The sequence below is a fragment of the Georgenia sp. H159 genome (assembly GCF_035607575.1).
In the GTDB taxonomy this organism is placed as follows: Bacteria; Actinomycetota; Actinomycetes; order Actinomycetales; family Actinomycetaceae; genus Oceanitalea.
In genome coordinates this window covers 240,942-265,713 of sequence record NZ_JAYDZY010000003.1, presented here as the reverse complement: position 1 = coordinate 265,713, position 24,772 = coordinate 240,942, and the positions used below count along the sequence as shown (strand labels likewise).

Here is a 24,772-nt window from a genome sequence, read left to right as displayed (position 1 = left end):
CCGTGATCCTACGTCTTGGGTGAGGCCGCCTTCTTGGTGGCCGTGGCCTTCTTCGCCGGCGCCTTGCGCGTCGGCGTCTTGCGGGTGGTCGTCTTCTTGGCCGGGGCCTTGGCGCGCTTCTCGGCGAGGAGCTCGAAGGCCCGCTCCGGGGTCACGGTCTCGACCGCGTCGTCCTTGCGGAGCGTCGCATTGGTCGTGCCGTCGGTGACGTACGGGCCGAAGCGCCCGTCCTTGACGACGACGGGCTTGCCGCTGACCGGGTCCTCGCCGAGCTCGCGCAGCGGCGGCTTGGCGGTGGCCCCACGACCGCGCTTGGGCTGCTTGTACAGCTCCAGCGCCTCCTCGAGGGTGATCTCGAAGAGCTGCTCCTCCCCCTCGGGCAGGGTCCGCGAGTCGGTGCCCTTCTTGAGGTAGGCCCCGTAGCGGCCGTTCTGCGCGGTGATCTCCTCACCGGACTCCGGGTCCACGCCGACGACGCGCGGCAGCGACAGCAGCCGCAGGGCGTCCTCGAGGGTGACCGTCTCCAGCTGCATCGTCTTGAACAGCGACGCCGTCCGCGGCTTGGCGGCGGCCTTCTTCCTGGCCGGCTTCTTCGCCCCCTCGACGGCGGCAGGCTCCTCCGGCTCGGGCAGCACCTCGGTGACGTAGGGCCCGTAGCGACCCGTCTTGGCGATGATCGTGTGCCCGGTCCCCGGGTCGGTGCCGAGCTCGCGCCCGTCCTCGGCGCTGGCGGCCAGCAGCTCGCGCGCCTTGTCCACGGTCAGCTCGTCGGGGGCGACGTCGTCGGGCACCGAGGCCCGCTTGCCGTCCTCCTCGGTCGTCTCGAGGTACGGGCCGTAGCGGCCCACTCGCAGCGTGATGCCCTCGCCGATGTCGATGCTGTTGACGGCACGCGCGTCGATGTCCCCGAGGTTCTCCACCTGGGCTCGCAGCCCCTCGCGGCTCGCGTCACCGCGGTAGAAGCGGGAGAGCCACTCCACGCGGTTCTCCTGCCCGGCGGCGATGAGGTCGAGGTCGGACTCCATCGAGGCGGTGAAGTCGTAGTCGACGAGCCGCGGGAGGTTCTCCTCGAGCAGCCGGACCACGGAGAACGCCAGCCAGGTCGGCACGAGCGCCTGACCGCGGCGGTCGACGTAGCCGCGGTCGGTGATGACCGAGATCGTCGCGGCGTAGGTGGAGGGCCGGCCGATGCCGCGCTCCTCCATGACCTTGACGAGGCTCGCCTCGGTGTAGCGCGGTGGCGGGGTGGTCTCGTGGCCCTCGGCCGCGACCGTCTCGGTGTCCACGAGCGCACCCTCGGTCAGCTGCGGCAGCCGGGTCTCCTTGGCCGAGCCGCCGGACTCCGCGTAGCGGTCGGCGTCGCGGCCCTCCTCGTAGGCGGCGAGGAAGCCACGGAAGGTGATGACCGTGCCGGAGGCGCTGAACTCGGCCTGCCGCGTGCCCTCGGGGAGCGCCGCGTCCGCGCGGAGCCGGACAGTCGCGGTCGAGCCGCGGGCGTCGGCCATCTGGGAGGCCACCGTCCGCTTCCAGATGAGCTCGTAGAGCTTGAACTGGGCGCCGGTCAGCTGGCCGGCCACCTGGGCGGGGGTGCGGAAGGAGTCACCCGCGGGGCGGATCGCCTCGTGGGCCTCCTGGGCGCCCTTGGACTTCTGGGCGTAGAAGCGCGGCTTCTCCGGCACGTAGTCCGCGCCGTAGAGCTCGGTGGCCTGCCCGCGAGCCGCGGCGATCGCCTGCTGCGACAGTGCCGAGGAGTCGGTCCGCATGTAGGTGATGAAGCCGTTCTCGTAGAGGCCCTGCGCGGTGCGCATGGCCTCCCGGGAGCTCATCCGCAGCTTGCGGCTCGCCTCCTGCTGAAGGGTGGAGGTGGTGAAGGGTGCGGCGGGACGACGCGTGTAGGGCTTGGTCTCCATCGAGGAGACCTGCGCCTGCGCATCCTCCAGCGCCGTGGCCAGCGCGGTGGCGGTCGCCTCGTCGAGGTGGGCGACCTGCGCCTTGCGGGCGGCCGCGGTGAGCTGTCCGTCGTCACCGAAGTCGCGGCCGGTGGCGACCTTGGCGCCGTCCAGCGCGACGAGACGCGCGTCGAAGGACCGACGGCCCTCGCCGTCGTCGCCGGCGAACGTGCCCCTGACGTCCCAGTAGGAGGCGGCGCGGAAGGCCATCCGCTCGCGCTCCCGCTCGACGACCATCCGGGTGACGACGGACTGCACCCGGCCGGCGGAGATGCGCGGACGCACCTTGCGCCACAGCAGCGGGGAGACCTCGTAGCCGACGAGCCGGTCGAGGATGCGCCGGGCCTCCTGCGCGTCGACGAGGCGGTCGTCGAGCTCACGGGTGTTCTCCAGCGCCCGCTGGATCGCCTCCTTGGTGATCTCGTGGAAGACCATCCGCTTGACGGGCACCTTGGGCTGGAGGACGTCGAGGAGGTGCCAGGCGATGGCCTCGCCCTCCCGGTCCTCATCGGTGGCGAGGTAGAGCTCGTCGGCGTCCTTGAGGGCCCGCTTGAGCTCGGTGACCTTCTTCTTCTTGTCGGTGTCGACGACGTAGTACGGCTCGAAGTTGCCCTCGACGTCGATGGCGAACTTGCCGTAGGGCCCCTTCTTCATCTCCGCGGGCAGCTCGGAGGGCTGGGGAAGGTCACGGATGTGCCCGACGCTCGCCTCGACGTCGAACTCGGGCCCGAGATATCCGACGATGGTGCGCGCCTTTGCGGGCGACTCGACGATCACGAGCTTGCGGGAACCTGTCACCGCCGACCTTCCTTCTTTCCGGGGGGTGTCGGGGTGACGGTACCTGATGGGTTCACCCGGTGACGGCCTCAGCTCTCCCGCGGGAGGCCGAGGCGGGTGCGGACACCGGGGGAGAAGTGGACGAGGGCAGCGGCCTGCGGAGCGGGTAGTCCCGCCGCCCGGACGAGGGCTCCGACGTCGACGACGACGGCGCGCGCCCGGTGCAGCGGCCAGTCGGGGTGGGCGACGGGGACCTGCCACAGCCGCCCGGCACGGGAGGTGAAGGCCCACCACCGCGCCGTGAGGAAGACGGCGAGCGGGTCCGGCCGGTCGAGACGGCGGCCGACCTCCACCTCCACCCGCATCCCGGGGGCCTGGGACCCACCCGGCCGCGGCAGGAGGCGGCGGCTCAGGTAGGCGGCTCGGCGGGCGACGGGCTGCCCGGGCGGGTCGACGCCCATCCGCGCCCGTGCCCACATGTACGGCAGCCCCATACTGCGCAGCGCGGCGATGATCCACAGCCGGGGCGTGTCGAGGGAGAAGAACCAGATGCCGGCCGTGCCGTTGGGGTGCTGGACGTAGGTGCGGCAGTTCACCTCCGGGAAGGAGGACAGGTGCGGGACCGGCGGCAGGCCGACGGGCCGGACCGCGTGCATGCGGAAGGGGGTGACGCCCACCCATGCGGAGCCCTCGGCGGTGTGGACCCGGAGCCCGGGCGCGAGCAGCGCCTGGACGACGTCGGGCGGGTAGGCCCAGTGGAGGAAGGTGAGGTCGTGCCAGCCCTGGATGCTGACCGCCCGGAACGTCGGCGCGCGCTCCATGGCACGAACGTACCGGGGGCGGGGAGTCGCCGCCCCGCACGGCCCCCCGGGGCACTCATGGCAGCCGCAGGAACCCGTCGAGCAGCAGGTCGCGGACCGCGGGCAGCACCTCCGCGGCGACGACGTCCGCCGGCTGGTCGAGCAGCACGGCCAGGCCGCCGACGATCTGGCCGAGCGTGAGCTCGCCGTCGCAGGCACCGACCGCCCCGGCGACCAGCGTGCCGGGCCGGACCGTGCGCCCGAACCCCGCGCCCTGGCGCAGCTGGAGCACCAGGGGGTCGGGCTCGCCGGGTCGCAGGTAGCGTTCCTCGGTGACGTCCGCCGCGACGACGGGCCGGGAGCCGGCGAGGGCGGTGTCGTCGTGGGTGGCCAGCCACTCCTGCGCCGCGAGGACCTCGGCGACGTGCCCGCCGAGGGCGCGGTGGACGGGCGCGTCCACCTCCTCCACGCGGTGCCACGGGGCGCGCGCGTCGTCGGCCGGTCGGCGCAGTGTGAGGTAGCCGAAACCGACACCGTCGACTCCGCGCGCGGCGAAGTCGTCCAGCCAGGCGGACAGCGCGGCGTCGAAGAGGGCAGTGCCCGGGCGGAGCCCGCCGTCGCGCAGCCACGTGTGGGCGTACTCGGCGGGGTCCTGCACCTCGCGCTGGACCACCCAGCCGTCGGTGCCTGCTGCGGCGAGCCACGCACTCACCCGCTCGCGCCAGTCCTCTCCGGCGTGGTGCTCCCAGTTGCCGAGCAGCTGCGCCACCCCACCCGGGGCGAGGTGCGCGCCCACGCCGGCGACGAGGTCGCGGACGAGCGAGTCGCCGGGCAGCGCACCGTCGCGGTACTCCATGACGGGCAGCCCCGCGGCGTGGGCGGCGGGCGGCGTGATGACGAAGGGCGGGTTGGACACGACGAGGTCGAACCGCTCCCCGCGGACCGGCTCGAGGAGCGAGCCCTCGCGCAGCTCGAGCGCGACTCCCGCGAGCGCGGCGTTGAACGCGGCGAAACCCAGTGCCCGGCGCGAGACGTCGGTGCCGACGACCGCGTCGGCGTGGCGGGAGGCGTGCAGCGCCTGCACGCCGCACCCCGTCCCGAGGTCCAGCACCAGCGGCCGACGGTCGCGCACGGTGATGCGGGCGAGCGTGAGCGAGGCCCCGCCGATGCCCAGGACGTGGTCGGCGTGCAGGCTGGCTCCTGTGGCGAGCTCCCCCAGGTCGGAGGCCACCCACCACCGGGCCTCCCCCGCGGCGTCGCTCGCCTCGTAGGGGCGCAGGTCGACGGTGGCGCGTACCTCGTCGTCGCCGGCCTCCCCCGCCGCGGTCACGAGCCCGACGGCGGTGGCACCTGCCGTCGTGGTCCGCGGCAGGGCCGCGTCGAGCTCGGCGCGCGTCACGGGGACGCCGAGCATGAAGAGGCGGGTGAGGACCGCGGCCGGCTCCGGCGACGCGGCCGTGGCGCGGCGCGCGGCGACGGGCTCGTCACGGCCGAGGGCGGCGGTCGCCACCGGCCCGAGCACGTCCTCGACCTCGCTGCGCGTGAACCGCTCCGCGAGGTCGGCCCGCACCGCCCCGGCGAGGGCTGCGGGCAGGTGGGGCGGGGGCGGGCTGACCGGGCGCGACATGGTGACGAGGGTACGGGGGTGTTCTGCGTCACAACTTCCCGCTAGCCTCGACCCCGTCCGCTGACGACTGCCGCTCGACGAGGAGCCGTGGTCGATCACCGACCGACCACGGGAGACCACATGCGCACCCCCAGAGCACTTCCGGCGGCGACGGTGACGGCGCTGCTGCTCGCAGCGTCGGCCACGTCGGCCGCAGCACAGACCGACCCCGAGCCACTCGAGCTCACCCTGCTCGCCACCACCGACGTGCACGGCCACGTCTACGACTGGGACTACTTCCGCAACCAGCCCTTCCCCGAGGACGACTCGCTCGGGCTGACCCGCGTCGCGAGCGTCGTCGCCGACGTGCGCGCCGAGAAGGGCGAGGACTCGGTGGTCCTCCTCGACAACGGCGACGCGATCCAGGGCACCCCGCTCACCTACTACTACGGCATGGGCGAGGGCCGGCAGGCGGTGCTCGACGGCGGGACGACCCATCCCATGGCCGCCGCCTACAACTACCTGGACTACGACGTCCAGACGGTCGGGAACCACGAGTACAACTACGGCCTCGACCTGCTCGCCGCCTACGAGGAGGACCTGGAGTTCCCGCTCCTCGGCGCGAACGTCATCGACGTGGCCACCGGTGAGCCGTACCACGAGCCGTACACCCTGCTGGACCGGACGATCGACGGCGAGCAGGTCACGATCGGCGTCATCGGCATGGTGACCCCCGGCGTGCGGATCTGGGACAAGCAGCACGTCGAGGGGATCCTGGAGTTCCAGGACATGGTGACGGCAGCCGAGCGCTGGGTGCCCGAGGTGGACGCGCTGGCCGACGTCGTCGTCGTGATCGCCCACACGGGCACGGGCAACGTCACCGACGCCGACTACGACCGCGAGGCGCTCCACGAGGACGTCACCGGCAACATCGCCCGCCAGGTGCCCGGGATCGACGTCATCGTCGCCGGCCACACCCACCGGGACATCCCGCAGGAGGTGTTCACCAACGTCGCGGGCGAGCAGGTGCTCATGACCCAGCCCGAGTACTGGGCGCGGTCGGTGACCGAGACGACGCTCAACCTCGTGCCGGGCGAGGACGGCGAGTGGGAGGTCGCCTGGTCCGAGGACCTCGCCCCCACGGCCGTCGCGCACTACGGCACGGAGTCGCCGGAGGACCAGGGCCTGCAGGAGCTGCTCGCCGAGGAGCACGCGACGACGATCGACTACGTCAACACGCCCGTCGCGCAGTCGGTGACCGAGCTGCCGGCGACGACGTCGCGCTACGAGGACACTCCGATCATCGACTTCATCAACCACGTCCAGCAGACGACGGTGGAGGCCGCACTGGAGGGCACCGAGCACGCCGGCACGACGGTCATCTCCCAGGCCTCACCGTTCTCACGCACGGCCGTCTTCCCCGAGGGGGAGGTGACGATCCGTGACATCGCGGGCCTGTACATCTACGAGAACACCCTCCTCGCCGTCCAGCTCACCGGCGCCGAGCTGCGTGACTACCTCGAGTACTCGGCGCGCTACTTCAAGCAGGTCGAGGAGGGCGCCGAGTTCGACCCCGAGACCGGCACGAACGCCGTCTACGACGACCGCCCCGAAGGCGTGCCGGACTACAACTACGACGTGATCTCCGGGCTGGAGTACTTCATCGACATCTCCCAGCCGGTGGGTGAGCGCATCGCCGGGCTCTCCCACCCCGACGGCACCCCGGTGGCCGACGACGACGTCTTCGTCATGGCGGTGAACAACTACCGGCAGAGCGGCGGTGGCGCCTTCCCGCACGTGGCCGAGGCGCCGGTCGTCTACGACGAGCGCTTCGAGATCCGCCAGCTGCTCATCGAGTGGGCGCAGGAGCAGGGCGTCATCGACCCCGCCGACTTCTTCGTCGAGAACTGGTGGCTCGTCACGGAGCCGCTCCCGGGACCGACCCCGAGCCCGACGGAGGAGCCGACCACCGCCGAGCCCACGACCCCGGCCACCACGCCGCCCAGCGCGACCACGCCGCCGCCGGCGGCCGGACGGGGCACCGACCGGCTCCCCGACACGGGCGTACCGACCGGCGGGCTGGTCGCCCTCGCGCTCCTGAGCGTCGTCGGCGGTGCAGCCGTCCTCGCGCAGCGGCGGCGGGCGGGCGCCTGACCACGCGGTGGGGCGGCCGCGCAGACGCGGGGCCGCCCCACCTTCTCCGCGCGGCCTGCACTTCGTAGGCTGGGGTCGTGACCGGGCGAACGGCGACAGCCGAGCGGCGGGTCCTGGCGGCGCCGGAGTGGACGGCGCTGGAGGACGCGCACCTCCGCCGTGCCCACGAGCTCACCCGGGCGCACCGGGAGCGGCGTGCCCGCGGCGAGCGTCACGCCGTCGAGGACTTCCTCTTCGACTACTACGCCCTGCGTGCGGGGCGCCTCGATCGGTGGCACCCGGGCGCAGGGGTCCGGCTGACCGGGCACGGCCCCGACGACGCCCTGCTGGGTGGACGCGCAGGGTGGCGCTGGTACCGGCGGACCGAGGACGGGGCCGTGGAGATGGACGCCGCGGCGTTCGTCACCGACCGGGGGCCCGCTCTGCGGCGGCTGTCCGCCGTCCTGCGGGCGACCGCCTCACGGGCGCCGCACCTCGGCTGCCTCGGCCTTCACGAGTGGGCGATGGTCTACCGCCAGCCGACGGCCGAGCGTCGGCACTCCCTCCCGCTCCGGCTCGGGCCGGCGGGGACCGACGCCGTCGTGGAGTCCCACCCGGTGCGCTGCTCCCACTTCGACGCCTTCCGCTTCTTCACGGCGGAGGCACGGCCCGTCAACCGGCTGCAACCCACCCGGGACACCCAGCCGGAGCTCGAGCAGCCGGGGTGCCTCCACGCCAACATGGACCTGCTCCGCGCGGCACTCACCCTCGGCCCGGCATGCCCCGGGGAGCTGCTGCTCGACGTCTTCGAGCTGGCCCGTGACATCCGGGTGCTGGACATGCGGGCCTCGCCGTACGACCTCAGCTCGCTCGGCTACCGTCCCGTCCGGATCGAGACAGCCGAGGGCCGCGCGGAGTACGTGGCGGCGCAGCGCGCCTTCAGCGTCCGCTCCCGCCCGCTGCGCGACCGCCTCATCACCGCCATCGACTCCCTGGGACCACGATGACCTCCGCGCGCACCGTCACCCGGACGGCCACCATCGCCGTCGTCCTCCTCCTCGCCGGCTGCGGGGCGGTGGACGGAGACGGTCCGGGCGGCACACCTGGACCGGGGAGCACGACGTCCCCGGCCGGACCGACCACGCCCGGCGCGACCGGCTCGGTCCCGCCGTCGTCCCCCGAGCTCCCCAGCCCGCCGACGACCCCACGGCCGGACCCGTCGGCGACCACCACCCCTCAGGTCGAGGCGGCGATCGCGGACCTCGCCGACCACCTCGGCCTCGCCGCCGCCGACATCGCGGTCGTCAGCCACGAGGACGTGACGTGGCCGGACGGCTCGCTCGGGTGCCCGAGCCCGGGCACGAGCTACACCCAGGCCCTGGTCCCCGGCGCGCGGCTCGTCCTCGCGGCCGAGGGCCGCGAGTACTCCTACCACGCGGGCCGGGACGGGGAGTTCCGGCGCTGCGACAACCCGCAGCGACCGGTGAGCCGCTGAGCGGACCGGACGCCGCGACGGGCGGCACCCGACCGGTGCCGCCCGCGGCGTGACGTCAGCGGCTGACGCTCGCCACCGTCGCGCGGGAGTCGTTCTCCGCGTCGACCTTCGCCGCGCGCAGCCGCGAGGCGACGACCGCACCGAAGGCGATGGCGGCCGCCAGCGAGGCGACACCGATCCGCAGCACGTGGTTGGCGTCGGCAGGGACACTCATCTGGACGACCGCGGGCGCGATGAGCAGGGCGACGAGGTTCATCACCTTGATGAGCGGGTTGATCGCCGGGCCGGCGGTGTCCTTGAACGGGTCACCGACGGTGTCGCCGATGACGACGGCGGCGTGCGCCTCGGAGCCCTTGCCGCCGTAGTGACCGTCCTCGACGATCTTCTTCGCGTTGTCCCACGTGCCGCCGGCGTTGGCGAGGAACACGGCCATGAGCACGCCGGCCGCGATCGCGCCGCCGAGGAACCCGGCGAGCGGACCGACCCCGAGGCCGAAGCCCACGGCGATCGGGGCGAACGCCGCGAGGAGGCCGGGGGTGGCCAGCTCGCGGAGGGAGTCACGCGTGCAGATGTCCACGACCCGCGCGTACTCGGGGCGGACCTCGCCCGTCATGATGCCCGGGTGCTCGCGGAACTGGCGACGCACCTCGAAGACGATCGCGCCGGCGGCGCGGGTCACGGCGTCGATCGCCAGGCCGGAGAAGAGGAAGACCGTCGCAGCGCCGAGGATGACGCCGACGAGCGTCACCGGGGAGATGATCTCGTAGCTGAGCATCGAGGTGACGACACCACCGGCGAGCTCGGTCCCGGAGTCGAGGATCTCCTGCAGGGACGTGGCGACGGCGTCGGCGTAGGACCCGAACAGGGCCGTCGCGGCGAGGACCGCGGTGGCGATCGCGATGCCCTTGGTGATCGCCTTCGTCGTGTTCCCGGCGGCGTCGAGGTCGGTGAGGATCTGGGCACCATCCTCGCCGACCTCCCCGGACATCTCGGCGATGCCCTGGGCGTTGTCGGAGACCGGGCCGAAGGTGTCCATCGCGACGATGACGCCGACAGTGGTGAGGAGGCCGCAGCCGGCGAGCGCCACGAGGAACAGGGACAGCCACACCGAGCCACCGGCGAGCAGGAAGACCCCACAGATGGCGGCCGCGATGATGCCAGCGGTGTACACGGCCGACTCGAAGCCGACGCCGATGCCCGACAGGACGACGGTGGCCGCACCGGTCCGTGAGGTGCTCGCGACGTGGAGCGTCGGCTTGGACGTCGTGCCGGTGAAGTAGCCGGTCAGCCACAGGATGATGCCGGCGAGGATGATGCCGATCGCGACGGCCGCCGCCGTGATGAGCCGCGGGTCGCCGGCGTGGTCGGCGAGGTCGGCGCTGACACCCTCGATCGCCCCGAAGCTGGAGGGGAGGTAGAGGAACGCCGCGACGGCGGCCAGCCCCGCGCCGGCGAGCGCGGAGATGTAGAAGCCGCGGTAGATGGCGGCCAGTCCGCTCTCCGAGCCGCGCACCCGGGTGATGACCACGCCGAGGACGGCGACTACGGCACCGATCGCGGCGACGATGAGCGGGAAGATCATGCCCTGCTCCCCGAAGGCCGCCTTGCCGAGGATGAGGGACGCGACGAGCGTGACGGCGTAGGACTCGAAGAGGTCGGCGGCCATGCCCGCGCAGTCCCCGACGTTGTCACCGACGTTGTCGGCGATCGTCGCGGCGTTGCGGGGGTCGTCCTCCGGGATGCCCTGCTCGACCTTGCCGACGAGGTCGGCGCCGACGTCGGCGGCCTTGGTGAAGATGCCACCACCGACCCGCATGAACATCGCGAGCAGCGCGGCGCCGAAGCCGAAACCCTCGAGGACCGCGGGGGCGTCGCCCTGGAAGATCAGCACGACTCCCGCAGCACCGAGCAGACCCAGACCGACGACGGACATCCCGACGACACCACCGGTGCGGAAGGCGATCCGGGCGCCCTCTCTCCGGCCGTCGGGATGCTGCGCGGAGGCGGCCACCCGGAGGTTCGCGCGTGTGGCGAGCCACATGCCGAGGTAGCCGATGGCGGCGGAGAAGCCCGCTCCGAAGAGGAAGGCCACCGCCCGGCCCGCCTTGATCCCGCCGTCGCCGGGGAGCAGGAAGAGCAGCGCGAAGACGACCACGACGAACAGCGCGAGCGTCCGGTACTGCCGGTTGAGGTAGGCGCTGGCGCCCTCCTGGATCGCCTGGGCGATCTCCCGCATCCGCACCGAGCCCTCGTCGGCGGCCAGCACCTGGCGCCGCAGGACCAGGGCTATGACCAGTGAGACGACCGCGATCCCCGCGATCGTCCCGGCAATGGCCAGACTTGAAGCACTCAGCTCGAGCATCCGCCCTCCTCGGCAGTGCCCACCGGCGTCCACAGCAGTGTCGGCGTCGGTGGCGTTCGTGCGGCGCAGGGCCGCGCAGTGACGAGCCGGAGTCTACGCATGTCACGGTCGCAATCCGAGCCCTTCGGGCAACAGGCCCGCACAATCACGCTCTCGGACGAGGCCGGTCCTCCTCCCGGAGCACGGGCGCGAGCACGCCGCAGTCGGCGATGATGGCAGGGTGACCGAGCTCCTTCCCCTCCTCCAGCAGCTCGGCGGGGACGACGGACGGCTGCTGCACGTCGAGCGCGTCCCGGTACGTTCGGGACGCACGGAGCACTGGCCGACGTGGGCGGACACCGACCTCGTCGCCGGCTACCGGCGGCTCGGCGTCGAGGCCCCGTGGGAGCACCAGGTCGAGGCGGCCGAGTCGGTGTGGTCCGGCCGGCACACCGTCATCGCCACCGCGACGGGCTCGGGGAAGTCGCTGGCGGCCTGGCTCCCGGCGATCAGTGCGGTGCGGGTGGGCGCCGAGGCGGCCGCCGGGCCCACCGCCGGCCGGATCACCGGCTACACGCGCCGGCCGACGACGCTGTACCTGTCCCCCACGAAGGCGCTGGCTGCCGACCAACTGGCCGGGCTCGAGCGTCTGCTGACCGCGGCCGGGCTGCGGGGTGTGCGCGCGACGACGTGCGACGGCGACACCCCGCTCACCGAACGCGACTGGGCGCGTGACCACGCCGACATCGTGCTGAGCAACCCCGACTTCCTCCACTTCTCGATGCTGCCGAACCACCGCCGGTGGCAGCGCCTGCTGCGCGGGCTCCGCTTCGTCGTCGTCGACGAGTGCCACGCCTACCGGGGCGTGCTCGGCGCGCACGTGTCACTGGTGCTGCGCCGGCTGCTGCGGGTGGCCGAGCACTACGGCGCCCGCCCCACCGTCGTCCTCGCCTCCGCGACGACGGGTGACCCGGCGGCCACCGGGGCGCGGCTCATCGGTGTGGAACCGGACGACGTCCACGCGGTCGTCGAGGACACCGCACCGAGCGGCACCCGCACCATCGTCCTGTGGCAGCCCGGCTTCACCCGCGAGGGCCGTGACTGGCCGGGGCAGGGGGTGTCGCTGCCCGACGACCAGGCCGGGCTCGACGCTGCCGGGCCGCGCCGCAGCGCGTCGAGCGAGGCGTCGACCCTCGTCGCGCACCTCGTGCGCGCCGGGGCGAGGACGCTCGCGTTCGTCCGGTCGCGGTACGGCGCGGAGGCGGTCGCCGAGCAGATCCAGCACCAGCTCGCGGGCACCGGGCTCGCCGACCGGGTCGCCGCCTACCGCGGGGGGTATCTCCCCGAGGAGCGACGCGCCCTCGAACGGGCACTGCGCGAGGGCGACCTGCTCGCGCTCGCGACGACGAACGCGCTGGAGCTGGGCGTCGACGTCTCCGGCCTGGACGCCGTCGTCATGACCGGGTGGCCGGGGACGCGGGTGTCGATGTGGCAGCAGGCCGGCCGCTCGGGCCGGGCCGGGCGCGACGGCCTGGCCGTGCTCGTGGCGTCGGAGGACCCGCTCGACGCGTTCCTCGTGCACCACCCCGAGGCGGTGTTCGGGCAGTCCGTGGAGGTCACCACCTTCGACCCCACCAACCCGTACGTCCTCGCGCCCCACCTGTGCGCCGCGGCGGCCGAGGTGCCCCTCACCGCGGCCGACCTCGACCGCTTCGGGATGGCGGACGACACGCTGCTGCACGTCCTCGCACGCAGCGAGCTGCTGCGCCAACGCCCGAACGGGTGGTTCTGGAACTTCGCCCGGCCCGAGCGCCCAGCCGACCTCACCGACCTCCGTGGCGGGCAGGGCCGGCCCGTGCAGGTGGTGGAGGCCGCCACGGGCCGGGTGCTCGGCACGGTCGACGGTGCCCGCGCCGACGGCACCGTCCATCCCGGCGCGGTCTACGTCCACCAGGGCCGGACCTTCGTCGTCGACTCCCTCGGCGACGACGTCGCACTCGTCCACGCCGAGCCAGACGTCGCCTTCCGGACCAAGGCCCGCAGCTCGACGACGGTCCGGATCATCGACGAGCAGGAGCATGCCGAGTGGCACCACCCCGCCGGGGCGACGGTGCGCTGGTCGCGGGGGATGGTGGAGGTGACGTCCCAGGTGACCGGGTACGACCGGCGCCGGCTGCCGGGCCTGGACATCGTCGGGTCCTACCCGCTCGACCTCCCCGAGCGGGTGCTGCACACGAGCGCGGTCTGGTGGTCGGTGAGCGCAGAGGCCCTCGCCGAGGCCGGCGTCACGGCCGACGTGCTGCCCGGTGCACTGCACGCGGCCGAGCACGCTGCGATCGGGCTGCTGCCCATCGTCGCGACCTGCGACCGCTGGGACCTCGGCGGGCTCTCGACGGCCGTGCACGGGGACACGCTCCTGCCGACGGTCTTCGTGCACGACGCCTACCCCGGCGGCGCGGGCTTCGCCGAGCGAGGCTTCCACGCGGCGCGGGAGTGGCTGGCGGCCACGCTCGGGGCGGTCGCCGGGTGCGGGTGCGCCGACGGCTGCCCGTCCTGTGTGCAGTCGCCCAAGTGCGGCAACGGCAACTCCCCGCTCGACAAGGCCGGGGCGGTGCGCGTGCTCCGCTTCCTCCTCGCCGGCTGCCCCGAGTAGCCGGGCCTGCTCCGCCGGGGTGGAGCCGGCGGGACCGCCGTGCCGCTGTGCCACCCTGCCGGGAGGCGCGCAGGGCGGGGCCGGGACGGCCCGGCACCGCGCGCGAGGCCGGGCCGGCGCGGGCGGCGGCACGGGCGACGAGCCCCGCGACGACGTCTCGCGTCACCGCCACGGTCACCTCCTCCCCCTGGACGGCGCAGCGCTCCAGGCGCGCCCCGTGGGCGACCACGACCCGTAGCGCGAGCGCACACGGGGCCGCCGGGTCGACCCCCGGGCGGTGCAGACGCTGGCCGGCGGCCAGGGCAGCGAGGTCGGCCGCTGCCTGGGCAGCACCCCGGGCCGCGACGACCGAGCCGAGCAGCGCCACGCCGAGCGTGAGCGTGAGCGCGACCGCGATGACGCCGAGGCCCAGGACGGTCCCCGAGCCGCGGTCGTCGACGGCCCTGAGCGCGGGGACCGGCCGGGAGGTCCGACCTCGGCTCATGGCCCGGCCCCCGGCTCGACCCACGCCCGTGCTGCCGCCCGTGCCCGCAGCCCGTCGGCGCCGGGGACTGCTGGGGAGAGCGGCCTGGTGACCACCACCTCCACCCACTGTCCGTCGTGGTCGACCGTGACGTGGGCGTCGCCGCCGGCCAGGTCCCGGACGACCGCGACGACCACGGCGGCCGGCTCACCGATGGCCGCAGCCCGGGCTGCGGCGCGTGCGGCGTCGGCGCACCGCACCTGGCCGAGCACGGCGGCAGCGAGGGTGCAGCACACGAGCAGCACCATGACCACGGCCGGGAGCACGAGCGCGACCTCGGCCGTCACCGTGCCCCGCTCACCGTCCGTCCTCGGCGCTCTGCGGCGCGCCACTCCCCCGGCGGCCACGTCACCCCACCTGGAGCGCCTGCCGGATGATGCCCAGGAGGAAGCCCCGGACCTCGTTGCTGCGCAGGATGACGAGGAGCAGGCCGGCGAAGCCGGCCGCGGCCAGCGTCGCGATCGCGTACTCGGCCGTCGCCATGCCGGCCTCGGCCCCGCTGCGCAGTGTCGTCAGCCGTCTCTCGAGCTCGGCCCGTGCCGTTCGTGCCCACCGCATGATGCTCGTCCTCTCGTCGGTCCGGCCGCGTGCCGGCCGGCTCCCCACCACTGTGGGGCGCTCGTCCCCAGCCCCGCCGGGCCGCTCCCCCGGCCTGTGGGCGGGACACCCGCGAGCCCCTGCTGGGGTGCGCCGACGGCCGTCACGGCCCGAGCAGCGCTCCGACCCCCGAGAGGAGCACCGGCGCCATCGCGAGCAGCACGAACGCCGGCAGGAAGCACAGCCCGAGCGGGAGCACGAGGCGAGCGCCGAGCCGCGCGGCCGCCTCCCGTGACTCGTGGCGGCGCCGGGCACGGATGGTCGCCGCCTCCTGCCGCACGAGCGGGCAGGGGTCCACGCCGTCGCACCACGCCGGCTCCAGCGCGGCCGCGAGTGGGCGCAGCTGCGAGGGGCACCCGTGCCAGGCCTCCTGCCACGTCCCGCCCAGACGCAGGGACGTCCCCACCGATCTCAGGTCCGCGCCCTGCGGGTCCGGGGCGACAGCGGCTCCGAGCGCCACCAGCGCTCCGGGCACCGAGCTGCCGGAGACGAGCGCCACGTCGAGCAGGTCGAGCAGCACGGCCGGGTCCGTCGTCGTCACGCGGGCCTGCCCGGGCACGGCGCGGGGCCGCCGTCGCGGTGGGCCCGGCCGGGGCAGCAGCCACGCGAGGTTCAGCACCAGGACGAGGACGAGGACGCCGGTCAGGCCCACCGGTCCACCACACGCCGCAGCCGTCGTCGGGACAGCCGGGGCGCCCCCTCGGCCGCCGCGACGAGTGCGCGAGTCCATCTCCACCCGACCGCCAGCAGGACCAGACCGAGGCCGACACTGACGCTGCCCCAGCCACCGTCCGTCGCCGCGTCGAGCGGGTCGGCTCCGAGCCCGGCACCCAGCAGCAACCCGAGCAGCGGGAGACCGGCGAGGATCCGGGCGGTCGACCGGGGGCCTGCGAGTGCCACGCGGCGGGCGTCGCGCGCGGCCTCCGCCTCGGTGACCGTCGCGGCGCAGCGGTCGAGGACCTCGGCGAGCGGCGCCCCGAGCGACTGGGTGAGCCGGCTCGCGGCGACGACCGTGCGCGCCGCGACCGCCGCCCCCGGGTCGGCGGCGCAGTGCCGCACGAGCCGCGCCAACGCGGGTGGCACGTCGTCGGGCGGCGCGCCGTCATGACGGGGCCACGTGGCGCCGTCGGGGTACGGTGCCGGGCCGGCACCCGCGCCGGAGGTCGCCCACGTCCGCCGGCTGCCGCCCTCGCCGCTCGGCCCGAGGAGTCGCTCGACGGTGGCCGCCCAGGCCACGTCGGGCGACGAGCCCGTGCGGAGACGACTGGCGACCTCGGTGACGACGACGGCCAGGTCGGGAGGGTGCCGGCGGCGCGGGCGCCGTGACCACCGCGGCTGCCCGCCCCGCACGAGCAGCCGCGGGCCCACCGGGAGGGGTGCGACGCGTCCAGGGAACCAGGCCAGCACGAGGACGCAGGCCAGCACCGGCAGCACGACGGTCACCGCGGCTCCCGACGGTCGAGGCGGTCCGCGAGCGCCGGCCAGGCCGGTCCCTCGCGCACCTCACCGCTGCCGGTGACGCGCAGCGCGGTGTCGCACACGAGGTCGGGACCGTGCCGGGCGAGCACACCGATCTCGGTGAGACGACGGCCCTGCTCGGTGCGACCGACGTGGAGCACGGCGTCCAGCGCGCTGACCGCCTGGACGGCGACCGCGTGCTCCCCCAGCCCGGCGAGCGAGCCGAGGGCGATCAGCCTGGCCGGGACGTCGGCCGGGGCGTTGGCGTGGACGGTGGCCCACCCGCCGTCGTGCCCCGTGTTCAGCGCCCCGAGGACCTCGCGAACCTCCGCACCCCGGCACTCACCCAGGACGAGCCGGTCGGGCCGCATCCTCATCGCGGCGCGGACCAGCGTGGCCATGTCCACCCCACCGGCGTGCTGGACGTTGGGGCGTCGCACCTGGAGGTGCACGACGTGGGGGTGGTCGGGGCGCAGCTCGACCGCCTCCTCGATGCACACGATCCGCTCGTGCGGACCGACGGTGGACAGCAGCGCCGCGAGGAGCGTCGTCTTGCCCGCCCCGGCGGCCCCGCTGACGAGGACGTTCGCGCGCGTCGTCACCAGGCCGCGCAGGACGTCGGCGAGGCCGGGGGCGACCGTGCCGCCGGCGACCAGCTCCTCCACCGTCATGGCCCGGCCGCGCTGCGTGCGCAGGCTGACCAGGGTGCCGTCGGCGGAGACCGGTGGCAGCACCGCGTGCAGGCGGGTGCCGTCGGGGAGCGCGCCGTCGACGACGGGGCACGCCTCGTCCAGGCGCTGTCCGCAGGCCGCGGCGAGTCGGGTCGCGAGCGCGCGCACCTCGGCCTCACCGCCGAGGTCGACGGGCCGACGCACCAGTCCAGCGCCGCGGTCGACCCACACCCCTCGCGTGCCGTTGACGAGCACGTCGGTGACGAGCGGGTCCTCGATGAGGTCCTGGAGCCGGCCGGCGCCGACCATCTCGGACCGCGCACGGGAGTCGAGTGCGAGCAGCGCGTGCCACCCCTGCGCGGTCGGTGTGGCGGCGACGGCGGAGGTCACCGTGGCGGTGTCGGTCCCGCGGGCGCCACGAGCGACCGCGGCACGTAGCTCGGGCAGGGTCGTCACGACGCCAGCCCCAGCCGCGGCAGCAGCCGGCGTGCGCCGGCCAGCAACGGTCCGCGGCGCTGGTCCCCCGGTGAGAGCCCACGCTCCAGGCCGGCGGTGAACGCCCTCTCGGGGCGCAGGACGGCGGCGAGGCGCAGTCCGCACGCCTCGGCGACATCGTCGGGCAGGAGGCTGCCCTGGGCCGGTGTGCGCACGACGAGGTGCACGGGCGCCGCGGTGAGCACCGTGGCCGCTGCCGTGGCGGCCGCCGCCGAGTGCGTGTCACAGCCGGTCAGCAGGACGGTCGTGTCGCACAGCGCCAACCAGTCGCGGTCGCCGCCGGGCGCCAGTACCGAGCGGGGCAGGTCAAGGAGGACGGCGTCGGCAGCCCGCGTCAGCGCGCCCAGGGCGTCGCGTGCGACCGGGTGTGCGGGCGCGACCCCTCCCCGGACGTCCGCGGAGAGCACGTGGACGCCGCACCAGACCGGCAGCGCGGCCATCAGCCGGTCCGGCGGGAAGCCGCCCCGCTCGCCCAGCACGTCGTTCCAGCGTGGTCCGGGGTCGTGCTCGATCCCGAGAAGGACGTCGAGGCCGCCTCCGGCCGGGTCCAGGTCGACCAGGGCGGTGGTCCTGCCGGCGACGACGGTCACCCGGGCGAGCACCGCCGCGAGCGCCGAGGTTCCCACCCCGCCGACGGCACCGACCACACCGACGACATGCGCGCGCCGCGGCGCGGCCGCCCGGCTGAGGAGCTCGAGCAGCACCTCGGCGTCGCGCGGCAGCTGGAGTGCCTCCTCGCCGTCCCCGAGCTCGACGACCTCCCCCGCGGTGACGACGTCGCGCCACGGGGCTCCGACCCGTTCCGTGCGATCGTCGAGGAGCAGGGCGACGGCCGGTGGGTCGCTGCCCGGCGTGACCAGCTCGAGCTCGATCCCGGCGAGCACGCACAGGCGACGCACCCGCTCGACGAGGTGCCTGTCGCCGGAGCGCAGCGCCGCCGCTCCCTCGGTGCCTGTGCCCATCGTGCCCCTCCGCTTCCCCTGCACCGAGGGTCGCCCGCGGGACGGGCGTCGGGGCGAGCGCGACGGCGAGCTGGGGAGACGGACCGCGCGAGTGGTCCCTGGGGACCACCCGGCCCGGGCCGTCAGCGTGGCCGTGCACCGGTGCTCGGCCGGAGAGGGGCACCGGCCCGCTCGGGAGCCCGGAACGCTAGCGCGGGTTCGCGGGCCGCCGGAGTGGCTCGTCCGGTCCGACGTCGTCGGGCCTGGTGTCCTCCAGCGGGTTGCGGACGAGGAAGGTGATCGCCACCGTGAGGCCACCCCAGATGATGACCATGGCGATGAGCATGAAGACGATCGCGAGCGTGGTCATCGTCCGACCTCCTCGAGCTCGGGCAGCGGTTCGGGTCTGAAGTCGTCGACCGGCCGTCGCCACGGCACGAGCGTGTACACGAGGCTCGCGACGACCATGAGCCCCACGATCCCCCAGCCGACGGCCGTGACGAAGCCCCACGGGTAACCGCTGTACGGCTCCTCGAACAGGTCCAGCAGGCTGGTGACGAGCATGACGGTCAGCGCGATCGGGACGACGGCGCCGATCAGCACGCTCCACCAGCGTCCGATGTTCCCGGTGGAGACGGCGTTGAGGTGCGCCCGCAGCTCGGGCAGCTTCCTCGCCCCGACGGTGACGATGAGGCAGGTCGCGATCGCGGAGAGGACGACGCCCACCTCGTTGGTGTACTTGTCGACCGTGTCGAGGATCGCCAGGCCGGAGGTCGAGGAGTACAGGACGAGGGAGATCACCATGGCCAGGCCGCCGATGAACAGGGAGACCTGGACGCGGCTGAGGCCGAACTTCTCCTGGAACGCGGCCGAGACGACCTGGAGGATGGAGATGAGCGAGGTGAGCCCGGCCAGGGCCAGCGAGGTGAAGAAGAGGATCCCGAAGATGGGCCCTCCCGGCATCATCGACACGATCTGGGGGAAGGTGGCGAAGCTGAGCAGCACCCCCGTGATGCCCTCGAGGTCGTCGATGGCGATGCCCTGCTGCGCGGCCATGAACCCGAGGGTGGCGAAGACGCCGATCCCCGCGAGCAGCTCGAAGGAGGAGTTCGCGAAGGCGACCACGAAGCCGGTGGGGGCGACGTTCGACCGGCGCCGCAGGTAGCTGGAGTACGTGAGCATGATCCCGAAGGCGATCGACAGCGAGAAGAAGATCTGGCCGTAGGCCGCGATCCACACGTTCGCGTCGAGCAGCGCCTCCCAGTTCGGGGTGAAGAAGGCGTTGAGCCCGTCGACGGCGCCCTCGAGGAAGAGCGCGCGCACCACCATCGCGGCGAAGAGGATGACGAGCAGCGGCATGAAGATGCGGTTCGCACGCTCGATCCCACGCGCGACACCGAGCGCGAGGACGGCGAGGACCCCGAGCCACACCGCCAGCATCGGCCAGAAGATCCCGCCGACGATGTCGGTGCTGAACGTCGCGCCCTCGTCACGCAGGAAGTCGTTGACGAAGAACCCGGTGGTGTCCTCGCCCCAGGACATGTCGATGGAGAAGCCGATGTACCTGATGGCCCACACGATGATCACCGTGTAGTACGTCGCGATGACGAAGGAGATGGCCACCTGGAACCACCCCAGCGGCTCGTACTTCTTCCCGAGCCGCCGGAACACCGTGGGCGCGGACCCGCGGAAGCGGTGGCCCAGGGAGTAGTCGAGGAGCAGCACCGGGATGCCGGCGGTGAGCAGGGCGACGAGGTAGGGGATGAGGAAGGCCCCACCACCGTTCTCGTACGCCACACCCGGGAAGCGCCAGATGTTGCCCAGTCCGACGGCGGAGCCGATGGCCGCCAGGATGAAGCCGTACTGCCCGGTCCACTGCTCGCGGGCGGGCGCCGCTGCGCGTTCTGACATCCGCTTCCCCTCCTGTCCGCACCACCTCCGTTGGTGGTGCGGCGAAATCTAGCCCTCGAGCCGCTTTTCTGCCGAGTGCGCGTCTCACCTGTTGGACACGGCGCCGCGTCGCCGCGTCGGGCGGGGTCGTTAGGCTCGGTCGCGTGCCGCACCACCCGCGCCCCGCAGCGTTCTTCGACCTCGACAAGACCGTCATCGCCGGCTCGTCGTCGTTCGCGCTGTCGCGGGCGTTCTACGACGGCGGGCTGCTCACCCGGTCCGGCGCGCTGCGCGGCCTGTACGCCCAGCTCGGCTACCTGTCCTTCGGCGCGGACCACGACCAGACGGAGCGGATGAAGGACCGGTTGGCGCAGATCTCACGCGGCTGGGACGTCGCGCACACCGAGGCGGTCGTCGCGGCCGCTCTCGAGCAGCACATCCGCCCCGTGGTCTACCGGGAGGCGACCGAGCTGATCGACGCCCACCGGGCGGCAGGTGAGGACGTCGTCATCGTCTCAGCGTCCAGCGAGGCCGTCGTGCGGCCGATCGGTGAGCTGCTGGGTGCCGACCACGTCATCGCCACCCGTCCCGTCGTCGCCGACGGCAGGTTCACCGACGAGCTCGACTTCTACGCCTACGGGCCGACGAAGGCGACGGCGATGCGTGAGCTGGCTCGCGAGCACGGCTACGACCTGGCGGCGAGCCACGCCTACAGCGACTCGGTCACCGACCTCCCGATGCTCGAGACGGTCGGGCACCCGGTTGCCGTCAACCCCGACCGCGCACTCCGGCGCCACGCCCTCGCGCAGGGCTGGCAGGTGCGGGACTTCTCCCGGCCGGTCCGCCTCCGGCCTCGACGCCGGTACCCGGCTCACGTGACGCTCGGCCTCGGTGCCGTGGCCGTCGGCGCCCTCGGGTGGCGCCTGGTGCGCGAGGCCCGCCGCACGGCCTGACTCGGGCCGATTCGGCGCGCCGTCGCCTCCGGGGCACCCCCGCTCGCTACGTTGAGAACCGCAGACCCGAGGAGGCCGACGTGTCGGACAACCCGTACGAGCGCGACAACCCCTACGAGCGCGAGCCGGTCCCGCCCGCGGGGCCCGAGACAGGGCGGGAGCCGCAGGACGACGCCGCCTGGTCCGGGACCGAGCCACGGGACGAGCCGGCGCCGGCGGACGACGGGACGTGGCCCGAGCCCGCTGACGGCCCGCACACGGGACAGCCCGGCACACGCGGCACCTCCGGCCCTCCCGTCGCTCCCCCTGTGACGGACGACGACGCGCACCGGGACGCCGCCGACCCGCAGCCCGACGCAGCCGACACCCAGCGCATCGACCCGGCACCACGCGACGGTGAGGACGCCGAGCGGACCCCGGACGGCGCGGTGACGAGCACCTTCGACGTCCGCGAGGCCCGCAGGGACCGCTTCGGCGGCTCGCACGAGGCCGAGCGTCCGGTCCCGCGTTCTGGTCTCACCGAGCACAGCAGCGCGCGGCATCTCACCGACGACCGCCCTTCGGACGCCGGGCACGAGCCCGGGCCGGGGGCGTCGCGGGAGGGTGGCGCACCCGCGGCGTGGCTGGCGACCGGCGCCGCCGGAGGTGCAGCAGCGGGCGGCGCCACCCGGGCGGGTGCGGGCTCCTCGGCCGCCGAGGACACCGTGGCGGACGGCCGGCCGCGGGCGGAGCGTGACGTCGTCCTCGACGGGACGACGGCGCTCACGCGTCCCCGGTCCCGGACCGGCGCGCACGTGTGGGCGGTCCTGCTCACGCTGCTCCTCACGCCGGTGGCCTGGTACCTGCTCGCGGACGCCGGTGCGCGGCTCACGCTGCCCCAGGACGCCCCATGGAGCACCGGCGACCTCAACGTGGCCGCCCTCCTCGAGCTCGGCGGCGGGCTGCTCGTGCTCGTCGTCGTCCTGCTCGCGGCCCGGTGGAGCTCGCTGGGAGCCATCATCACGGGGTCGCTCGTCCTCATCGTCGGCGTCCCCTTCGTCGCCGTCCCGGTCTGGACCCAGGAGCTCCTCGAACCCGTCGTCGGCTGGCTGGACGACCTCGGCGACTTCGGCCGCAACGTCGCCCACCACCTCGAGGCGTCGGGCAGCACCGGCCGGCTGGTCGTCTACGGCCTCGCCCTCATCCTCGTCGGTGTCGTGTCCCACGGAGCGCGTCGGCAGGGCCGACGCGAGGTCCGCCCCGTCGTCGAGGCCTGACCCGACCCCAGGACGCCGGGCGCCGACGGCGACGGTCGTCGGGCACCACCCGTCCCGACCGCCTCGTGCCGTGGCGGGTGCGGCACGGGGTACATTCGGGGCGTGCCGATGTGATCCCGGCCATACGGGGGCACCGGCGATGCGCACGAACAACGTCGTCCGGAGGACATCACCATGGTTGACCACACCAGTACCGCCTCGTCGGAGGGCGGGGCCGGGGGCCTGGAGAACCTGCTCGTCGAGGAGCGGCGCTTCCCGCCGAGCCCTGAGTTCGCGGCCCAGGCCAACGCCACCGAGGAGCTCTACGAGAAGGCGGCGAGCGATCGGCTCGGCTTCTGGGCCGACCAGGCCCGCGCGCTCCTCAGCTGGTCGACGGACTTCACCGAGGTCCTCGACTGGTCCGGCGCCCCGCAGGCGCGCTGGTTCGCCGACGGCAGGCTGAATGCGGCCTACAACGCCGTGGACCGACACGTCGAGGCCGGGCACGGCGAGCGCGTCGCCATCCACTGGGAGGGCGAGCAGGGCGACACCCGCACGATCACCTACGCCGAGCTGCGCGACGAGGTCGCCCGCGCCGCGGCAGCCCTCGTTGAGCTCGGGGTGCAGACCGGCGACCGCGTGGCGATCTACCTCCCGATGATCCCCGAGGCCGTCGTCGCCATGCTCGCCTGCGCCCGTATCGGCGCACCGCACTCGGTGGTCTTCGGCGGGTTCTCCGCCGAGGCGCTGCACACCCGGATCAACGACGCCGCAGCCAAGGTCGTCATCACGGCCGACGGCGGCTACCGCCGCGGGAAGCCGAGCGCACTCAAGCCCGCCGTCGACGACGCGCTGAGCAGCGGCGACACCCCCGTGACCAGCGTGCTCGTCGTCCGGCGCACCGGCCAGGACGTCGCCTGGCAGGAGGGCCGCGACGTGTGGTGGCACGACGTCGTCCCCAAGCAGGGCACCGACCACGCACCGGTGGACGTCGAGTCCGAGCACCCGCTGTTCATCCTCTACACCTCGGGCACCACCGGGAAGCCCAAGGGCATCTTCCACACGACCGGCGGCTACCTCACCCAGAGCGCCTACACCCACAGGTACGTCTTCGACCTCAAGCCGGAGACCGACGTGTACTGGTGCACCGCCGACATCGGCTGGGTCACCGGCCACTCCTACGTCACCTACGGCCCCCTCATCAACGGCGCCACCCAGGTGATGTACGAGGGCACGCCCGACACCCCGCACAAGGGCCGCTGGTGGGAGATCGTCGAGAAGTACAAGGTCTCGATCCTCTACACGGCGCCCACCGCGATCCGGACGTGCATGAAGTGGGGCGAGGAGGAGCCGGGCCGCTTCGACCTCTCCTCACTGCGTGTCCTCGGCTCCGTCGGCGAGCCCATCAACCCCGAGGCGTGGGTCTGGTACCGCCGCGTCATCGGCGGGGACCGCACCCCCGTGGTGGACACGTGGTGGCAGACGGAGACCGGCGCGATCATGATCTCCCCGCTGCCCGGGGTCACCGCCGCGAAGCCCGGCTCCGCCCAGACCCCGCTGCCGGGCATCAGCGCCGACGTCTACGACGAGATGGGCGAGCCGGTCCCGGACGGCGGTGGCGGGTACCTCGTCCTCACCGAGCCGTGGCCGGCGATGCTCCGCGGCATCTGGGGCGACGAGGAGCGCTTCAGGGACACCTACTGGGCGCGCTTCCCCGGCATCTACTTCGCCGGTGACGGCGCGAAGAAGGACGACGACGGCGACCTGTGGGTCCTCGGCCGGGTCGACGACGTCATGAACGTGTCGGGCCACCGCCTCTCGACGACGGAGATCGAGTCCGCGCTCGTCTCCCACCCGACCGTGGCGGAAGCGGCCGTCGTCGGCGCGACCGACGACACGACGGGCCAGGCCGTCGTCGCGTTCGTCATCCTGCGTGGCGAGGCGGCCGAGGCCGCCAGCGAGGCGAGCGCCGAGCAGCACATCGCCGAGCTGCGCGCCCACGTGGCCAAGGAGATCGGCCCCATCGCCAAGCCGCGGTCGATCCTCGTCGTCTCCGAGCTGCCCAAGACCAGGTCGGGCAAGATCATGCGCCGGCTGCTCCGCGACGTCGCGGAGAAGCGTCAGGTCGGCGACGTCACGACACTCGCCGACTCCACGGTGATGGACCAGATCACCGCCGGCATGGCGAAGTAGCCCCTCACCTCATCGCCGAGAGCGGAGTTGTTTCGGCAACAACTCCGCTCTCGGCGTGAAGA

At 73.8% G+C, this 24,772-nt stretch carries 19 protein-coding genes and 1 pseudogene; 7 read left to right on the top strand and 13 right to left on the bottom strand.

Annotated features, from left to right (window positions below):
* Positions 1–8: 8 nt before the first annotated feature.
* The 3 genes from topA to VR894_RS05795 form a co-directional block, all read right to left on the bottom strand.
* Positions 9–2,747 (bottom strand): type I DNA topoisomerase, encoded by a 2,739-nt coding sequence (gene topA / locus VR894_RS05805; RefSeq protein WP_324650391.1) that lies wholly within the window; start codon positions 2,745–2,747, stop codon positions 9–11.
* Positions 2,748–2,815: 68 nt separating this feature from the next.
* Positions 2,816–3,547: a DUF2071 domain-containing protein gene (locus VR894_RS05800; RefSeq protein WP_324650390.1), complete on the bottom strand. Its 732-nt coding sequence runs from the start codon at positions 3,545–3,547 to the stop codon at positions 2,816–2,818.
* A 55-nt stretch (positions 3,548–3,602) separates the two neighbouring features.
* Positions 3,603–5,153 carry a DUF7059 domain-containing protein gene (locus VR894_RS05795; protein WP_324650389.1) on the bottom strand — a complete coding sequence of 517 codons (1,551 nt, stop codon included), beginning with the start codon at positions 5,151–5,153 and terminating at the stop codon, positions 3,603–3,605.
* A gap of 120 nt (positions 5,154–5,273) precedes the next feature.
* On the opposite strand from VR894_RS05795, the gene VR894_RS05790 reads away from it, so the two are divergent.
* The 3 genes from VR894_RS05790 to VR894_RS05780 all read left to right on the top strand — a co-directional run bounded on the left by VR894_RS05790 (position 5,274) and on the right by VR894_RS05780 (position 8,760).
* A complete protein-coding gene (locus tag VR894_RS05790) occupies positions 5,274–7,286 on the top strand; it encodes a bifunctional metallophosphatase/5'-nucleotidase (RefSeq protein ID WP_324650388.1) in 2,013 nt (670 codons plus the stop codon).
* Positions 7,287–7,363: 77 nt separating this feature from the next.
* A complete protein-coding gene (locus tag VR894_RS05785) occupies positions 7,364–8,272 on the top strand; it encodes a 3-methyladenine DNA glycosylase (RefSeq protein ID WP_324650387.1) in 909 nt (302 codons plus the stop codon).
* Positions 8,269–8,760: a hypothetical protein gene (locus VR894_RS05780; protein ID WP_324650386.1), complete on the top strand. Its 492-nt coding sequence runs from the start codon at positions 8,269–8,271 to the stop codon at positions 8,758–8,760. The genes VR894_RS05785 and VR894_RS05780 overlap by 4 nt, the downstream gene beginning before the upstream one ends.
* Positions 8,761–8,815: 55 nt before the next feature.
* Here the strand turns inward: VR894_RS05780 and VR894_RS05775 are convergent, their stop codons facing one another.
* Positions 8,816–11,122 carry a sodium-translocating pyrophosphatase gene (locus tag VR894_RS05775; RefSeq protein ID WP_324650385.1) on the bottom strand — a complete coding sequence of 769 codons (2,307 nt, stop codon included), beginning with the start codon at positions 11,120–11,122 and terminating at the stop codon, positions 8,816–8,818.
* Positions 11,123–11,342: 220 nt separating this feature from the next.
* Here VR894_RS05775 and VR894_RS05770 point away from each other — a divergent pair, with 220 nt between their 5' ends.
* Positions 11,343–13,754 carry a DEAD/DEAH box helicase gene (locus VR894_RS05770; RefSeq protein ID WP_324650384.1) on the top strand — a complete coding sequence of 804 codons (2,412 nt, stop codon included), beginning with the start codon at positions 11,343–11,345 and terminating at the stop codon, positions 13,752–13,754.
* A gap of 121 nt (positions 13,755–13,875) precedes the next feature.
* On the opposite strand, the pseudogene VR894_RS05765 reads toward VR894_RS05770, so the two are convergent.
* The 9 genes and pseudogenes from VR894_RS05765 to VR894_RS05725 all read right to left on the bottom strand — a co-directional run.
* Positions 13,876–14,238: pseudogene (locus VR894_RS05765) on the bottom strand (Rv3654c family TadE-like protein); the annotation flags it as partial.
* Entirely contained in the window at positions 14,235–14,624 is a 390-nt protein-coding gene (locus VR894_RS05760) for a TadE family type IV pilus minor pilin (RefSeq protein ID WP_324650383.1), read from the bottom strand. The gene VR894_RS05760 and the pseudogene VR894_RS05765, both read right to left, overlap by 4 nt.
* A gap of 1 nt (position 14,625) precedes the next feature.
* Entirely contained in the window at positions 14,626–14,835 is a 210-nt protein-coding gene (locus tag VR894_RS05755) for a DUF4244 domain-containing protein (RefSeq protein WP_416380817.1), read from the bottom strand.
* Positions 14,836–14,977: 142 nt separating this feature from the next.
* Positions 14,978–15,526 carry a type II secretion system F family protein gene (locus tag VR894_RS05750; RefSeq protein ID WP_324650382.1) on the bottom strand — a complete coding sequence of 183 codons (549 nt, stop codon included), beginning with the start codon at positions 15,524–15,526 and terminating at the stop codon, positions 14,978–14,980.
* A complete protein-coding gene (locus VR894_RS05745) occupies positions 15,517–16,317 on the bottom strand; it encodes a hypothetical protein (protein WP_324650381.1) in 801 nt (266 codons plus the stop codon). Before VR894_RS05745 ends, VR894_RS05750 begins: the two co-directional genes overlap by 10 nt.
* A complete protein-coding gene (locus VR894_RS05740) occupies positions 16,314–17,459 on the bottom strand; it encodes a TadA family conjugal transfer-associated ATPase (RefSeq protein WP_324650380.1) in 1,146 nt (381 codons plus the stop codon). Before VR894_RS05740 ends, VR894_RS05745 begins: the two co-directional genes overlap by 4 nt.
* Positions 17,456–18,460, bottom strand: coding sequence for a septum site-determining protein Ssd (gene ssd / locus VR894_RS05735; protein WP_324650379.1), 1,005 nt, complete (start codon positions 18,458–18,460; stop codon positions 17,456–17,458). The genes VR894_RS05740 and ssd overlap by 4 nt, the downstream gene beginning before the upstream one ends.
* Before the next feature lie 187 nt (positions 18,461–18,647).
* Entirely contained in the window at positions 18,648–18,809 is a 162-nt protein-coding gene (locus tag VR894_RS05730; protein ID WP_324650378.1) for a methionine/alanine import family NSS transporter small subunit, read from the bottom strand.
* Positions 18,806–20,350, bottom strand: a complete 1,545-nt coding sequence (locus VR894_RS05725) for a sodium-dependent transporter (RefSeq protein WP_324650377.1) — start codon at positions 20,348–20,350, stop codon at positions 18,806–18,808. The genes VR894_RS05730 and VR894_RS05725 overlap by 4 nt, the downstream gene beginning before the upstream one ends.
* Before the next feature lie 143 nt (positions 20,351–20,493).
* Between VR894_RS05725 and VR894_RS05720 the strand changes: the two genes are divergently transcribed.
* The 3 genes from VR894_RS05720 to acs all read left to right on the top strand — a co-directional run bounded on the left by VR894_RS05720 (position 20,494) and on the right by acs (position 24,710).
* Positions 20,494–21,282, top strand: a complete 789-nt coding sequence (locus tag VR894_RS05720; protein WP_324650376.1) for an HAD family hydrolase — start codon at positions 20,494–20,496, stop codon at positions 21,280–21,282.
* A gap of 80 nt (positions 21,283–21,362) precedes the next feature.
* A complete protein-coding gene (locus VR894_RS05715) occupies positions 21,363–22,538 on the top strand; it encodes a hypothetical protein (RefSeq protein ID WP_324650375.1) in 1,176 nt (391 codons plus the stop codon).
* A gap of 174 nt (positions 22,539–22,712) precedes the next feature.
* Positions 22,713–24,710, top strand: a complete 1,998-nt coding sequence (gene acs / locus VR894_RS05710) for an acetate--CoA ligase (protein WP_324650373.1) — start codon at positions 22,713–22,715, stop codon at positions 24,708–24,710.
* Positions 24,711–24,772 lie beyond the last annotated feature (62 nt).